Genomic DNA, 13,938 nt, shown 5'->3' with positions numbered 1-13,938 from the left:
TTGATGTATTAAAGTATGAAACACTGTTATTTGGTTAAGATAAACGAAGATATGTGTCTTTCCAATCACTGAAAATAATGGTATGATGTAGTATAGGGAGATATATGGGTAATAGTTGATTCTGGAGGTGCTGAAACTTGTCCGAACTAAATGCGACAACTGAAATAACAGTACGTTTACCAAAACACGTAGTAAGCGAACTAGATGGATTAGTAAAGCAAGAAAACGGTAATCGAAATGAGTATATTTATCAAGCGACTAAGATGTTTTTAAAGGATCGTAAAAGACGCCAAAGTCGTGAGCAAATGCGACGTGGATACATGGAAATGGCTAAAATCAACTTATTAATATCTTCTGAGTCATTCTATGCTGAGTCTGAAGCGGATTCTAAAGTGGAGCGCTTAGTTAGCGGGGGGTAATCACTTGATAGTAAAACGTGGCGACGTATATTTTGCAGACCTTTCCCCTGTAGTTGGCTCAGAACAAGGTGGAGTTCGTCCGGTTCTCATAATACAAAATGATATCGGTAATCGTTTTAGTCCTACCGTTATAGTCGCTGCGATTACAGCACAAATCCAAAAAGCAAAGCTTCCAACACATGTTGAAATCGATGCTAAAAAATATGGATTTGAACGTGATTCGGTTATACTACTAGAACAAATTCGAACGATTGACAAACAACGATTAACCGATAAAATAACACATCTTGATGATGAGATGATGGATCAGGTTGACGAAGCGTTGCAAATCAGTTTAGGACTTGTTGACTTTTAAAGTTGCTATTATAGCAGCTTTACCTACATAGATTATAATAAATTGTTTTGTAACCCTTTCGTTTTGAAAGGGTTATTTTAGGTTCTTTGAAATTACCAAAAATTGGAGGCGGTAATAATGTCACAACAATTGATTAATAAAATTGCATCTGATTTATCGATTACTACAAAACAAGTAGCTACCGTAATTGAATTAAAGGAAGAAGGAAATACAATTCCCTTTATTGCCAGGTATCGAAAAGAAAAGACGGGTTCTCTTGATGAGGTACAAATTCATTCTATTTTAGAGAAATATGAGTACGCTGTAAATCTTCAAACGAGAAAAGATGAAGTGATCCGTTTAATTGAGGAAAAAGGGAAACTGACTGCTGACTTACGTAAAAGTATTACTTTAGCTACAAAGCTACAGGAAGTTGAAGATTTATATCGACCTTATAAAGAAAAAAGAAGAACTCGAGCTACAGTTGCAAAAGATAAAGGGTTAGAACCTTTTGCCCAATGGTTATATTCAATGCCAAATGAAGGTTCTCTTGCGGATGAAGCGTTAAAATACATAAACGCTGTACTGGAAGTTAATACAGTTGATGAAGTTATTCAAGGTGGAAAAGATATTATTGCCGAATGGATTGCTGACGATGCAACTTATCGAAAGTGGATTCGTGAAATTACCTTTAAAAAAGGAACGATGGACAGTGCGGTAAAAGATTCCGAAAAAGACGAGAAAAAAGTATACGAAATGTATTACGATTACTCAGAACCAATTTCAAAGATTGTTCCACATAGAATACTAGCCATGAATCGTGCTGAAAAGGAAGATATTTTAAAGGTTGCAATTCAACCTCCTTTTGATGAGATTATTTTATATTTAGAAAAAAGGATTATTACAAAGGACACTTTTGTACGACCAATCTTAATGGAAGTCGTTGAAGATGCATATAAAAGATTAATTCAGCCTTCAATTGAAAGAGAGATTCGTAAAGAGTTATCAGAAAAAGCTGATTCACATGCGATTAATATTTTCTCAGAAAACTTACGGTCATTATTACTGCAACCACCATTAAAAGGGAAAATCGTACTAGGAGTAGACCCGGCATTTCGTACAGGCTGTAAATTGGCAGTAGTAGATGAGACGGGTAAAGTACTCAAAATAGATGTGATTTACCCTCATCCTTTCAGAGGAGAAAGAGAAGAGGTTCAAAGAAATAAAAGAGAACAAGCAGTTACGAAAATTAAAGATATACTTATTCAATATAAAATAGAAATGATCGCAATTGGAAATGGTACAGCTTCGAGAGAAACAGAGCTTTTTATATCTGGAATTTTAAAAGAAATGAAAAATAATACTTACTATGTAATCGTAAATGAAGCGGGAGCAAGTGTTTATTCAGCATCTGAATTAGCAAGAGAAGAGTTCCCCGATTTACAAGTTGAAGAACGAAGCGCAGTTTCAATTGCCAGACGACTACAAGATCCGTTAGCAGAGCTAGTAAAAATTGATCCTAAATCGGTGGGGGTAGGATTATATCAACACGATGTATCTCAAAAAAGCTTAAATGAATCATTATCATTTGTTGTTGAAACATCTGTTAACCAAGTTGGCGTAAATGTAAATACAGCATCGGTCTCACTACTTCAATACGTATCAGGCTTGTCTAAAACAGTTGCGAAAAATATTGTTAATTACCGTGATGAAAAAGGGAAAATAACAAACCGAAAAGAGCTTAAAACAATTCCAAGACTAGGTGCTAAAACATATGAGCAATGTATTGGATTTTTACGTGTCCTTGAAGGAGATGAACCTTTAGACCGTACAAGTATTCACCCAGAGAGCTACGTACAAGTAAAAAAATTATTAAAGCAATTAAATTTCTCAACAAGTCAAATTGGTTCAAATGAACTGAAAGAAAAGCTAAAGACAATTAATATAAAAGAAGTGTCAGAGCAATTAGATATTGGTGAAATTACGCTAAAAGATATTCTAGCATCATTAATGCAACCTGAACGAGATCTACGAGATGAATTAGCAGCACCAATCCTTCGCCAAGATGTTCTTCAAATTGAAGATCTAAAAATAGGGATGGAACTTGAAGGGACAGTAAGAAATGTAGTCGATTTTGGTGCGTTTGTAGATATTGGACTAAAGAACGATGGTCTTGTTCATATTTCTAGAATGAGCAGCAAATTTATTAAGCATCCACTTGATGTTGTATCAGTTGGTCAAGTAGTAAAGGTCTGGATTGCTGAAGTAGACCAAAAGAAACAAAGAGTAGGTTTATCTATGCTACCAATTGAATCGAAAGAAATTATCAAAGCTTAATTTTTTGATAATAAAACCAACATTGATTCAATAATTTAATTTGATAACGGTTTTTTTCATAAAATGCTTTTTGAATTTGAGATTTAAGCCAACTAGGCATTGCCATGATGAAAACCTCCAACTTAAAAATCTTCGCCCATCTTTTTTTAGGATGGGCGATGAAATAAATGAGTGAGGGGTAACCTTCCGATACATTGTATAAAAAGGATAACTGTATTGTTCATTTTGATAGTAAAAATTACGCCGTTGTAGAGAGATTTACTAAGAGCAGCCTATTTAGCATAAATCGTACTAATAAGATCTTTTGAAATTCTCATTTGTAAGTTTAATGTATGCACATACCCAAGAATATGTGAGTTGTTCAGTTATAATAAAGAAGAAAAAAGGATGGAGAATCATAAAATGGATAATGAGGAGATACAAAAACTGGTTGAAGAACTATCAATCACATATTTCAATCGACCATTTCTCCACCAAGCTACTTTCAATACTAGATTGAGGACAACTGGTGGTAGGTATCTATTAAAAACAAGTAATATCGAATTAAATAAGTTTTATTTTGAAGAACACGGAATTGAAGAGTTAAAAGGGATCATATTACACGAGCTTTGTCATTATCATCTTCATATTATGAAGAGAGGATACAAACACGAAGATAAAGATTTTAAAGAACTATTAAAAAAAGTAGGAGCTCCTAGGTATTGTAAACCACTAAATTCGATAAAAAAAAGAACGCATTCATATAAGTATAAATATAGATGTTCAGGGTGTGGGCAAACCTTCTTAAGAAAAAGAAAAGTGGACATTAAACGCTATGTTTGTGGTTTATGCAAAAGTCCATTAAAACAATTATAAATAGTGTTGACATCTAATATGCATATAGTTTATATTAATACTTGTCATCACGTTTTAGCACTTGATGAAAAGATTATTAATTTTTCCGCAGTAGCTCAGTGGTAGAGCACTCGGCTGTTAACCGAGTGGTCGTAGGTTCGAACCCTACCTGCGGAGCCATTATAATAGAGAAGTACCCAAGTGGCTCAAGGGGCGCCCCTGCTAAGGGTGTAGATCGTTTACGCGGTGCGAGGGTTCGAATCCCTTCTTCTCTGCCATATTTTTTTTGGCCCGTTGGTCAAGCGGTTAAGACACCGCCCTTTCACGGCGGTAACACGGGTTCGAGTCCCGTACGGGTCACCATTTTTATCCTGGAGGATTAGCTCAGCTGGGAGAGCACCTGCCTTACAAGCAGGGGGTCGGCGGTTCGAGCCCGTCATCCTCCACCATTAACTTCATATGGTCCCGTGGTGTAGCGGTTAACATGCCTGCCTGTCACGCAGGAGATCGCCGGTTCGATCCCGGTCGGGACCGCCACTATTTACTACAAATTGTAGTATTTTTTTCTTTATTTGGAGAAAAATAGTAAGAGTGGATTTGGAGTTAGATTGTCGGATTGTTTTTATCTTGAGGGGAAAATTCGAGAGGTAAGGAGCAATACAACATAAAAAAAATCCTGCGGTGCAACTTCATGAAGGTTATTCTGAGAAGTTGATTCATGATGTTATATCAATGGGCTATAGCCAAGCGGTAAGGCAACGGATTTTGATTCCGTCATGCCCTGGTTCGAATCCAGGTAGCCCAGCCATTTTGTTTTTTGTAGAGATGTTTGATTGTTTTTTATCTTGAGGAGTAAAGTCGAGAGGTAGAGGCAGTACAACATAAAAAAAATCCTGTGGTGCAACTTCATGAAGGTTATTCTGAGAAGTTGATTCATGATGTTATATCAATGGGCTATAGCCAAGCGGTAAGGCAACGGATTTTGATTCCGTCATGCCCTGGTTCGAATCCAGGTAGCCCAGCCATTTTAGTTTTTTAATAATATGTTTAAGGTAAGGGATTTTATTTTATCTTAGACGCGATCGTGTAGACAGTAAGTTGGTTTTAAAATATTTGGTATTTTGTTATACTTGTAATATCTTTATATTACGAGCCATTAGCTCAGTAGGTAGAGCACGAACGAATATGCTACGAAGCAATTACTTCAGCGTACTTGTCGAACTGCTACTTGAATTTTCTATCTGAGACAAGGACGTCACATAGAATACGCAATATTTTATAAATTTGTATTATTACGAGCCATTAGCTCAGTAGGTAGAGCACGAACGAATATGCTACGAAGCAATTACTTCAGCGTACTTGTCGAACTGCTACTTGAATTTTCTATCTGAGACAAGGACGTCATATAGAATACGCAATATTTTATAAATTTGTATTATTACGAGCCATTAGCTCAGTAGGTAGAGCACGAACGAATATGCTACGAAGCAATTACTTCAGCGTACTTGTCGAACTGCTACTTGAATTTTCTATCTGAGACAAGGACGTCATATAGAATACGCAATATTTTATAAATTTATATTATTACGAGCCATTAGCTCAGTAGGTAGAGCATCTGACTTTTAATCAGAGGGTCGAAGGTTCGAATCCTTCATGGCTCACTTTTGTTTATTCGCGGTCGTGGCGGAATGGCAGACGCGCTAGGTTGAGGGCCTAGTGGAGGTTTCTCCGTGGAGGTTCAAGTCCTCTCGGCCGCATCTTAATATGACTTATCAGGCATCTTACAATTGTAAGGTGTCTTTTTTGTTTTTCTTCTATTTAAGTAATTCTTGTTTGAATATTATTAGAATGGTTATTATATAGCAAAAATGGTGATTTAATGATGATTTATACATGGCAACTTCAGGTTGCACCCTAATGCACGTAATACTATCTTTACATAACATCGTATATTAATAATAATTGAGTTACTGAAAGGAAGTGATTTCATGATTTTTAGTAAACGATTAAAAGATGAACGTGAAAAAAGAGGATGGTCACAAAATGACCTTGCAGAGAAGATTCATGTAAGTCGACAGACCGTTTCCAAATGGGAAACGGAAAAAAATTATCCAAGTATTGAGGTATTGATTAAATTAAGTGATTTATTTGATATTACCATTGATGAGTTATTAAGAAGCGATGATGAATTAAAAGAAAAAATAATTCAAGATAGTAAACAGTTAGCAAATCCGAATTTAAAAATAACTTTTGACTGTATCTTTATAGTTGGCGCTATTTTATTACTGACTAAATTGATTATTTTCCTTTTGAATAAATTTATGGGAGCGGATATTACAATCTTAAAGGGTAATCATTTCATTATAAATTTTATACCGATGATATTGATGATAATTGGTGGAGTTGGATCGGACTATTATAAAAAGAAATACACTCAGTGATGATTGATTGAGTACGAATAAGTTTTTATATGAAAAAACTCACTTTTGATAACTAAAAACTACATAATTCAAATTAGGAAGTTTTTTAGGGTTGGCAATCGCTGGCTTCTTTTTTTTGTTATTTATGGTTAAAAAATAGTCAAAATTAGAACAATTATGAAGGGCTTTTCCTTGTTATACTTAGATTAAATATTAAAAGGAGGGGCTGTAATAATAAAGTCGAGTTAATTAAGAGAGTTTTAAGTAAAACAGCCATATTACTAACTGGGGATATATGAATACCATATTAAAATATTCTACTATATTATGGGCGGTTCTATTTTTGTATTTCTATAACAAATTAGTGCCCAAAACCATACTTTATCCTATAATGGATTTTCTTATATTATTTATAAGCATTACTGTAATACAGAAATTTTTTGATTTAAAAAAAGGTCGTAACAACATAAACTAAGTTCATTTCTTCTGTCACATTAAGTTATATGCTTCTTCTTTAAGTATTTCATTTGCTTTTTTCATTTTTTTTACTGTGTATCACCTTTCGATTTCTATAAAGATAAAATAAAAAACATTACCGTTAAGTAATGTTTCTTCTTTACAATATTGGAGATAAAAGACGTGAGATAGCTTCTTTAAACTTGATTATGACTGATCTCTCTTGATATTTATCAATTGTAAGCTCACTACAATGTTTACTATCAAGTATAAAAAGATCTCGTAATTCAGAAGCTTTTTCCTCTGAGTAGGTAATCGCGTTTATTTCGAAATTTAATTTAAAACTACGAGTATCGATATTAGTAGTTCCTACTGAAGCTACTTCATGATCCACAACGATTGTTTTAGCGTGTAAAAAACCATTCTCGTAAAGTAATATTTTTGCACCATATGATAAAAGTTCTCCAGCGTACGATAGAGTTGCCCAATACACGAATGGGTGATCAGGTTTACTTGGAATCATTATTCTTACATCGATACCAGATAAAATTGCGATTTTGCACGCATCCATAATACTTGTATCAGGAATAAAATACGGTGTTTGAATATAAACAGATTTTTTAGCTGACATAATTAATTTAACGTACATATTTTTCAAATGTTCTGTTTCTGAATTTGGTCCACTTGCAACTATTTGGATAGGGGTACTTCCAATATTCTTTTCACTATTAAATGAGAATTCTTCTATACTATGTACAGGTTGATTAGTGGCTTGTTGCCAATCTAAAATAAATCTACCTTGAATTTGATTAACTGATTCTCCAATTATCCGAAAATGAGTGTCTCTCCAATAACCAAATTTCTGATCAATACCAAGATATTCATTTCCAATATTGAATCCTCCAATATAGGCAATTTTCCCATCAATAATACACAGTTTTCTATGATTCCTATTATTTAAACGAAAATTGATCAGTCTTAGGAATGAAGGGAAGAACGCTACTACCTCGCCACCATGTTTAACAAGTTCTTTGAAAAAGGAAGGGGTAATTCTTTTGGAACCAATGTCATCATACAGGACTCGTATTTTTACACCTTCTTTTGCTTTTTTTGTAAGTTCATCTCTTAGTTTCTTTCCTAATGAATCACGCTGGATGATATAGTACTCGATATTAATCTCTTTTTGGGCAAGTTGTATGTCTTTAAATAGAGAATTAAATTTTTCGTGACCATCTCGAAACGTTCGGATTTCGTTATCTGTCGTTAATAAAGCGTTAGCTGACTTTAAATTCATCATAATTAAATGTGAATGCTTTGATAGTAGCTCATCTTGATGAAAAATTTGATCATTATGAATTTTATTAGCCTGGTCCGTAACTGCCAATTGTAGATAAGTTCTTTCTTTAGTGGATAGATGGTAGAAATTCTTTTGTTTTAGCTGCCTACCTAAAAATAAATATAGAACAAAACCCACTATAGGTATAAAAAGTAAGATCATTAGCCAAGCCCACGTGGCAACAACATCTCTTTTTTCAATAAATACAAGTACTCCTGCTAAAAGTATATTGATGATAAGGAGGATTGTAAGAAAATTATTAATATCCATTTTTCACACTTCCTATTAAGTTAGATTACCTTATATTAGTTTACTATCTTTTTTTATGTTCTTCGTTCATATTTTTTATTTAAAAGAAAAAAGTATTCGAAAACACTTCATATACAAATTCAATCTCGTTACATATCAGATATGAAAAATAGATTTTCTTATTATATAGAAAAAGGAGATACTCTGTATAATTGGGGTATGTACTTAAATTGTACCAAAGTAATTCAGTTAGTGTTTCGTAGTACTATGTCGGAAATGATAAATATGTATTGATTAAAAGTACTTTAATAACTTGAAAAAAGGACTTTAAGTCGAGGTAGATCAAATAAGTATACAAATTCGTAAATTTTTTATTTTAAAGTGTTGACATTAGTTGTTGGATACTTTAATATAGTTTAAGTCGAGTCGGACAAGTTAACGAAGTCAACGAAAGCTTATCGTAGTAAGCTTTTAAAGTTAAAAAAACTTTTTAAAAAAAGTGTTGACATGAACAGTCAGATGTTGTAAACTGTAAAAGTCGCTAACGAAGACGACACACTTTATAATATGCGCCCGTAGCTCAATTGGATAGAGCGTTTGACTACGGATCAAAAGGTTATGGGTTCGAGTCCTTTCGGGCGCGCCATATTACGGGAAGTGGCTCAGCTTGGTAGAGCACCTGGTTTGGGACCAGGGGGTCGCAGGTTCAAATCCTGTCTTCCCGACCATTTCGCGGGTGTAGTTTAATGGTAAAATAGAAGCCTTCCAAGCTTCGGTCGTGGGTTCGATTCCCATCACCCGCTCCATTATGAACTTTGAAAACTAAACAAAACATGAAGTAAACGTCAATTATTAGTTTTTTGAGCAATACAAGATTTAAACTTAACTTTTATGGAGAGTTTGATCCTGGCTCAGGACGAACGCTGGCGGCGTGCCTAATACATGCAAGTCGAGCGGACTAATGGGAGCTTGCTCCCGTTAGTTAGCGGCGGACGGGTGAGTAACACGTGGGCAACCTACCTGTAAGACTGGGATAACTTCGGGAAACCGGAGCTAATACCGGATGACATCAAGGAACTCCTGTTCCTTGATTGAAAGATGGCCTTGGCTATCACTTACAGATGGGCCCGCGGCGCATTAGCTAGTTGGTGAGGTAACGGCTCACCAAGGCGACGATGCGTAGCCGACCTGAGAGGGTGATCGGCCACACTGGGACTGAGACACGGCCCAGACTCCTACGGGAGGCAGCAGTAGGGAATCTTCCGCAATGGACGAAAGTCTGACGGAGCAACGCCGCGTGAGCGATGAAGGCCTTCGGGTCGTAAAGCTCTGTTGTTAGGGAAGAACAAGTGCTAGTTGAATAAGCTGGCACCTTGACGGTACCTAACCAGAAAGCCACGGCTAACTACGTGCCAGCAGCCGCGGTAATACGTAGGTGGCAAGCGTTGTCCGGAATTATTGGGCGTAAAGCGCGCGCAGGCGGTTTCTTAAGTCTGATGTGAAAGCCCCCGGCTCAACCGGGGAGGGTCATTGGAAACTGGGAAACTTGAGTGCAGAAGAGGAAAGTGGAATTCCAAGTGTAGCGGTGAAATGCGTAGAGATTTGGAGGAACACCAGTGGCGAAGGCGACTTTCTGGTCTGTAACTGACGCTGAGGCGCGAAAGCGTGGGGAGCAAACAGGATTAGATACCCTGGTAGTCCACGCCGTAAACGATGAGTGCTAAGTGTTAGAGGGTTTCCGCCCTTTAGTGCTGAAGTTAACGCATTAAGCACTCCGCCTGGGGAGTACGGTCGCAAGACTGAAACTCAAAGGAATTGACGGGGGCCCGCACAAGTGGTGGAGCATGTGGTTTAATTCGAAGCAACGCGAAGAACCTTACCAGGTCTTGACATCCTCTGACAACCCTAGAGATAGGGCTTTCCCTTCGGGGACAGAGTGACAGGTGGTGCATGGTTGTCGTCAGCTCGTGTCGTGAGATGTTGGGTTAAGTCCCGCAACGAGCGCAACCCTTGATCTTAGTTGCCAGCATTCAGTTGGGCACTCTAAGGTGACTGCCGGTGACAAACCGGAGGAAGGTGGGGATGACGTCAAATCATCATGCCCCTTATGACCTGGGCTACACACGTGCTACAATGGATAGTACAAAGGGTTGCAAGACCGCGAGGTGGAGCTAATCCCATAAAACTATTCTCAGTTCGGATTGTAGGCTGCAACTCGCCTACATGAAGCCGGAATCACTAGTAATCGCGGATCAGCATGCCGCGGTGAATACGTTCCCGGGCCTTGTACACACCGCCCGTCACACCACGAGAGTTTGTAACACCCGAAGTCGGTGGGGTAACCTTTTAGGGGCCAGCCGCCTAAGGTGGGACAGATGATTGGGGTGAAGTCGTAACAAGGTAGCCGTATCGGAAGGTGCGGCTGGATCACCTCCTTTCTATGGAGACATCATGAACCGACGGTTCATGTATGAAATGTTTCTTCATTGTTTTGTTTAGTTTTGAGAGTTCACTCTCAACATTTGTACCTTGAAAACTAGATAATGTCATTCATTAAACTGCGTAAGTTTAATTCAATTAGTTTTAAAATTAGTTAAGTTAGAAAGGGCGCACGGTGGATGCCTTGGCACTAGGAGTCGATGAAGGACGGGACTAACACCGATATGCTTCGGGGAGCTGTAAGTAAGCTTTGATCCGGAGATTTCCGAATGGGGGAACCCACTACTCGTAATGGAGTAGTATCTTTACCTGAATACATAGGGTACTGAGGACAGACCCAGGGAACTGAAACATCTAAGTACCTGGAGGAATAGAAAGCAATAGCGATTTCCCAAGTAGCGGCGAGCGAAAAGGAAGATAGCCCAAACCAAGAGGCTTGCCTCTTGGGGTTGTAGGACACTCTATACGGAGTTACAAAGGAACGGGGTAAATGAAGCGACCTGGAAAGGTCCGTCGAAGAAGGTAAAAACCCTGTAGTTGAAACCTCGTTCCCTCTTGAGTGGATCCTGAGTACGGCGGAACACGTGAAATTCCGTCGGAATCTGGGAGGACCATCTCCCAAGGCTAAATACTACCTAGTGACCGATAGTGAACCAGTACCGTGAGGGAAAGGTGAAAAGCACCCCGGAAGGGGAGTGAAAGAGAACCTGAAACCGTGTGCTTACAAATAGTCAGAGCTCGTTAACGAGTGATGGCGTGCCTTTTGTAGAATGAACCGGCGAGTTACGATCCCGTGCAAGGTTAAGTTGAAGAGACGGAGCCGCAGCGAAAGCGAGTCTGAATAGGGCGATTTAGTACGTGGTCGTAGACCCGAAACCGAGTGATCTACCCATGTCCAGGATGAAGTTCAGGTAACACTGAATGGAGGTCCGAACCCACGCACGTTGAAAAGTGCGGGGATGAGGTGTGGGTAGCGGAGAAATTCCAATCGAACTCGGAGATAGCTGGTTCTCCCCGAAATAGCTTTAGGGCTAGCCTTATGTGTTAGAGTCTTGGAGGTAGAGCACTGATTGGACTAGGGGCCCCCAACGGGTTACCGAATTCAGTCAAACTCCGAATGCCAATGACTTATCCATAGGAGTCAGACTACGAGTGATAAGATCCGTGGTCAAGAGGGAAACAGCCCAGACCGCCAGCTAAGGTCCCAAAGTATACGTTAAGTGGAAAAGGATGTGGAGTTGCTTAGACAACCAGGATGTTGGCTTAGAAGCAGCCACCATTTAAAGAGTGCGTAATAGCTCACTGGTCGAGTGACTCTGCGCCGAAAATGTAACGGGGCTAAACGTATCACCGAAGCTGCGGATTGATACCATATGGTATCAGTGGTAGGGGAGCGTTCTAAGGGCGTTGAAGCTAGATCGTAAGGACTGGTGGAGCGCTTAGAAGTGAGAATGCCGGTATGAGTAGCGAAAGACGGGTGAGAATCCCGTCCACCGTATGCCTAAGGTTTCCTGGGGAAGGCTCGTCCTCCCAGGGTTAGTCAGGACCTAAGCCGAGGCCGACAGGCGTAGGCGATGGACAACAGGTTGATATTCCTGTACCACCTCATTTCCGTTTGAGCGATGGAGGGACGCAGAAAGATAGGGTAAGCGCGCTGCTGGATATGCGCGTCCAAGCAATTAGGCTGATGTGTAGGCAAATCCGCACATCGTAAGGCTGAGTTGTGATGGCGAGGGAAATATAGTACCGAAGTTCCTGATTCTACGCTGCCAAGAAAAGCTTCTAGCGAGGAAATAGGTGCCTGTACCGCAAACCGACACAGGTAGGCGAGGAGAGAATCCTAAGGTGAGCGAGAGAACTATGGTTAAGGAACTCGGCAAAATGACCCCGTAACTTCGGGAGAAGGGGTGCTCTTTTGGGTGTATGCCCGGGAGAGCCGCAGTGAAAAGGCCCAAGCGACTGTTTAGCAAAAACACAGGTCTCTGCGAAGCCGCAAGGCGAAGTATAGGGGCTGACGCCTGCCCGGTGCTGGAAGGTTAAGAGGAGGGGTTATCCCTTACGGGAGAAGCTCTGAATTGAAGCCCCAGTAAACGGCGGCCGTAACTATAACGGTCCTAAGGTAGCGAAATTCCTTGTCGGGTAAGTTCCGACCCGCACGAAAGGCGTAACGATTTGGGCACTGTCTCAACCATAGACTCGGTGAAATTATAGTACCTGTGAAGATGCAGGTTACCCGCGACAGGACGGAAAGACCCCGTGGAGCTTTACTGCAGCTTGATATTGAATTTTGGTACAGCTTGTACAGGATAGGTAGGAGCCTGAGAAGCCGGAGCGCTAGCTTCGGTGGAGGCGTCGGTGGGATACTACCCTGGCTGTATTGAAATTCTAACCTAGAGCCGTGATCCGGCTCGGAGACAGTGTCAGGTGGGCAGTTTGACTGGGGCGGTCGCCTCCTAAAGAGTAACGGAGGCGCCCAAAGGTTCCCTCAGAATGGTTGGAAATCATTCGAAGAGTGTAAAGGCATAAGGGAGCTTGACTGCGAGACCTACAAGTCGAGCAGGGACGAAAGTCGGGCTTAGTGATCCGGTGGTTCCGCATGGAAGGGCCATCGCTCAACGGATAAAAGCTACCCCGGGGATAACAGGCTTATCTCCCCCAAGAGTCCACATCGACGGGGAGGTTTGGCACCTCGATGTCGGCTCATCGCATCCTGGGGCTGTAGTCGGTCCCAAGGGTTGGGCTGTTCGCCCATTAAAGCGGTACGCGAGCTGGGTTCAGAACGTCGTGAGACAGTTCGGTCCCTATCCGTCGTGGGCGCAGGAAATTTGAGAGGAGCTGTCCTTAGTACGAGAGGACCGGGATGGACACACCGCTGGTGTACCAGTTGTTCTGCCAAGAGCATGGCTGGGTAGCTATGTGTGGAAGGGATAAGTGCTGAAAGCATCTAAGCATGAAGCCCCCCTCAAGATGAGATTTCCCATAGCGTTAAGCTAGTAAGACCCCTGAGAGACGATCAGGTTGATAGGTCAGAGGTGGAAGCGTGGTGACACGTGGAGCTGACTGATACTAATCGGTCGAGGACTTAACTAACAAGTTTGATAATGACATTATCTA

At 40.1% G+C, this 13,938-nt stretch carries 7 protein-coding genes, 12 tRNA genes and 2 rRNA genes; 19 read left to right on the top strand and 2 right to left on the bottom strand.

The annotated features are described in order from the left end of the window. The first annotated feature begins 137 nt into the window (after positions 1 to 137). From ACSBO6_RS20120 to ACSBO6_RS20110, 3 genes are all read left to right on the top strand, one after another. A complete protein-coding gene (locus ACSBO6_RS20120) occupies positions 138 to 419 on the top strand; it encodes a CopG family ribbon-helix-helix protein (RefSeq protein WP_069033898.1) in 282 nt (93 codons plus the stop codon). Positions 420 to 423: 4 nt separating this feature from the next. Next, entirely contained in the window at positions 424 to 774 is a 351-nt protein-coding gene (ndoA, locus tag ACSBO6_RS20115; RefSeq protein ID WP_056476047.1) for a type II toxin-antitoxin system endoribonuclease NdoA, read from the top strand. Between the two features lie 117 nt (positions 775 to 891). Beyond that, positions 892 to 3,090 (top strand): Tex family protein, encoded by a 2,199-nt coding sequence (locus tag ACSBO6_RS20110; protein ID WP_498843932.1) that lies wholly within the window; start codon positions 892 to 894, stop codon positions 3,088 to 3,090. On the opposite strand, the gene cmpA is transcribed toward ACSBO6_RS20110, so the two are convergent. After that, a complete protein-coding gene (gene cmpA, locus ACSBO6_RS20105; protein ID WP_088014579.1) occupies positions 3,080 to 3,190 on the bottom strand; it encodes a cortex morphogenetic protein CmpA in 111 nt (36 codons plus the stop codon). The two genes, ACSBO6_RS20110 and cmpA, sit on opposite strands and share 11 nt — an antisense overlap. A 302-nt stretch (positions 3,191 to 3,492) precedes the next feature. Between cmpA and ACSBO6_RS20100 the strand changes: the two genes are divergently transcribed. The 11 genes from ACSBO6_RS20100 to ACSBO6_RS20050 all read left to right on the top strand — a co-directional run bounded on the left by ACSBO6_RS20100 (position 3,493) and on the right by ACSBO6_RS20050 (position 6,365). Then, on the top strand, positions 3,493 to 3,945 hold the full coding sequence (locus tag ACSBO6_RS20100; RefSeq protein ID WP_498843931.1) for a SprT family protein: 453 nt from the start codon (positions 3,493 to 3,495) through the stop codon (positions 3,943 to 3,945). Between the two features lie 84 nt (positions 3,946 to 4,029). Then, positions 4,030 to 4,104, top strand: a tRNA-Asn gene (locus tag ACSBO6_RS20095). A gap of 7 nt (positions 4,105 to 4,111) precedes the next feature. Beyond that, positions 4,112 to 4,202: transfer RNA gene (locus ACSBO6_RS20090), tRNA-Ser, on the top strand. A gap of 10 nt (positions 4,203 to 4,212) precedes the next feature. Beyond that, positions 4,213 to 4,287, top strand: a tRNA-Glu gene (locus ACSBO6_RS20085). Between the two features lie 10 nt (positions 4,288 to 4,297). After that, a tRNA-Val gene (locus tag ACSBO6_RS20080) sits at positions 4,298 to 4,373 on the top strand. A gap of 12 nt (positions 4,374 to 4,385) precedes the next feature. Next, positions 4,386 to 4,461 (top strand) — tRNA-Asp (locus ACSBO6_RS20075). Positions 4,462 to 4,657: 196 nt separating this feature from the next. Further along, a tRNA-Gln gene (locus tag ACSBO6_RS20070) sits at positions 4,658 to 4,732 on the top strand. 142 nt (positions 4,733 to 4,874) lie between these two features. Continuing rightward, a tRNA-Gln gene (locus tag ACSBO6_RS20065) sits at positions 4,875 to 4,949 on the top strand. Between the two features lie 563 nt (positions 4,950 to 5,512). Continuing rightward, positions 5,513 to 5,585: transfer RNA gene (locus tag ACSBO6_RS20060), tRNA-Lys, on the top strand. A gap of 13 nt (positions 5,586 to 5,598) precedes the next feature. Further along, positions 5,599 to 5,681: transfer RNA gene (locus ACSBO6_RS20055), tRNA-Leu, on the top strand. A 231-nt stretch (positions 5,682 to 5,912) separates the two neighbouring features. Further along, on the top strand, positions 5,913 to 6,365 hold the full coding sequence (locus ACSBO6_RS20050; protein ID WP_098847310.1) for a helix-turn-helix domain-containing protein: 453 nt from the start codon (positions 5,913 to 5,915) through the stop codon (positions 6,363 to 6,365). A gap of 595 nt (positions 6,366 to 6,960) precedes the next feature. Here the strand turns inward: ACSBO6_RS20050 and cls are convergent. Next, positions 6,961 to 8,406, bottom strand: a complete 1,446-nt coding sequence (gene cls, locus ACSBO6_RS20045) for a cardiolipin synthase (RefSeq protein ID WP_098847308.1) — start codon at positions 8,404 to 8,406, stop codon at positions 6,961 to 6,963. A gap of 548 nt (positions 8,407 to 8,954) precedes the next feature. On the opposite strand from cls, the gene ACSBO6_RS20040 reads away from it, so the two are divergent. The 5 genes from ACSBO6_RS20040 (at position 8,955) to ACSBO6_RS20020 (ending at position 13,914) form a co-directional block, all read left to right on the top strand. Continuing rightward, positions 8,955 to 9,031 (top strand) — tRNA-Arg (locus tag ACSBO6_RS20040). Positions 9,032 to 9,036: 5 nt separating this feature from the next. Further along, positions 9,037 to 9,113: transfer RNA gene (locus ACSBO6_RS20035), tRNA-Pro, on the top strand. A gap of 4 nt (positions 9,114 to 9,117) precedes the next feature. Further along, a tRNA-Gly gene (locus ACSBO6_RS20030) sits at positions 9,118 to 9,191 on the top strand. 82 nt (positions 9,192 to 9,273) lie between these two features. After that, positions 9,274 to 10,823: ribosomal RNA gene (locus tag ACSBO6_RS20025) — 16S ribosomal RNA — on the top strand. Between the two features lie 153 nt (positions 10,824 to 10,976). Continuing rightward, positions 10,977 to 13,914: ribosomal RNA gene (locus ACSBO6_RS20020) — 23S ribosomal RNA — on the top strand. The 16S and 23S rRNA genes sit together here with 3 tRNA genes alongside, the layout of an rRNA operon. Positions 13,915 to 13,938 lie beyond the last annotated feature (24 nt).

The organism is Bacillus sp. AL-1R (genome assembly GCF_052180195.1).
Taxonomy (GTDB): Bacteria; Bacillota; Bacilli; order Bacillales; family Bacillaceae_G; genus Gottfriedia.
This window is presented reverse-complemented; position numbering and strand designations above follow the sequence as displayed.

What these genes read in the sequence shown, in the direction of transcription:
- ACSBO6_RS20110 (WP_498843932.1), top strand. Translation starts at nt 892, where the DNA reads ATGTCACAACAATTGATTAATAAAATTGCATCTGATTTATCGATTACT.
- cmpA (WP_088014579.1), bottom strand. Translation starts at nt 3,190, where the DNA reads ATGCCTAGTTGGCTTAAATCTCAAATTCAAAAAGCATTTTATGAAAAA.
- ACSBO6_RS20100 (WP_498843931.1), top strand. Translation starts at nt 3,493, where the DNA reads ATGGATAATGAGGAGATACAAAAACTGGTTGAAGAACTATCAATCACA.
- ACSBO6_RS20050 (WP_098847310.1), top strand. Translation starts at nt 5,913, where the DNA reads ATGATTTTTAGTAAACGATTAAAAGATGAACGTGAAAAAAGAGGATGG.
- cls (WP_098847308.1), bottom strand. Translation starts at nt 8,406, where the DNA reads ATGGATATTAATAATTTTCTTACAATCCTCCTTATCATCAATATACTT.